Here is a 214-nt window from a genome sequence, read left to right as displayed (position 1 = left end):
GCCAACACGCCGATCGATCCCGAGACCAACGAGCTCGTGACCGTCGACGCCGATGGCAACCTCGTGCGTCCCCACACCGTCGTCGCTCGTACGCGCGACTTCGACGGCTCCTTCGGCGCTCCCGCCGACGTGCCGGTCGAAGACGTCGACTACATGGACGTCTCCCCGCGTCAGATGCTCTCCGTCGCGGCCACGCTCATCCCGTTCCTCGAGC

1 protein-coding gene is annotated in these 214 nt (G+C 67.8%); it reads left to right on the top strand.

Features of this window, described 5'->3' with window-relative positions:
- Positions 1-214, top strand: a 214-nt coding sequence (locus HJY11_RS14510) for a hypothetical protein (RefSeq protein WP_208076561.1), incomplete at both ends; no start/stop codon positions are given.

It is taken from the genome of Bittarella massiliensis (ex Durand et al. 2017) (assembly GCF_017566145.1).
In the GTDB taxonomy this organism is placed as follows: domain Bacteria; phylum Bacillota; class Clostridia; order Oscillospirales; family Ruminococcaceae; genus Bittarella; species Bittarella massiliensis_A.
This window is presented reverse-complemented; position numbering and strand designations above follow the sequence as displayed.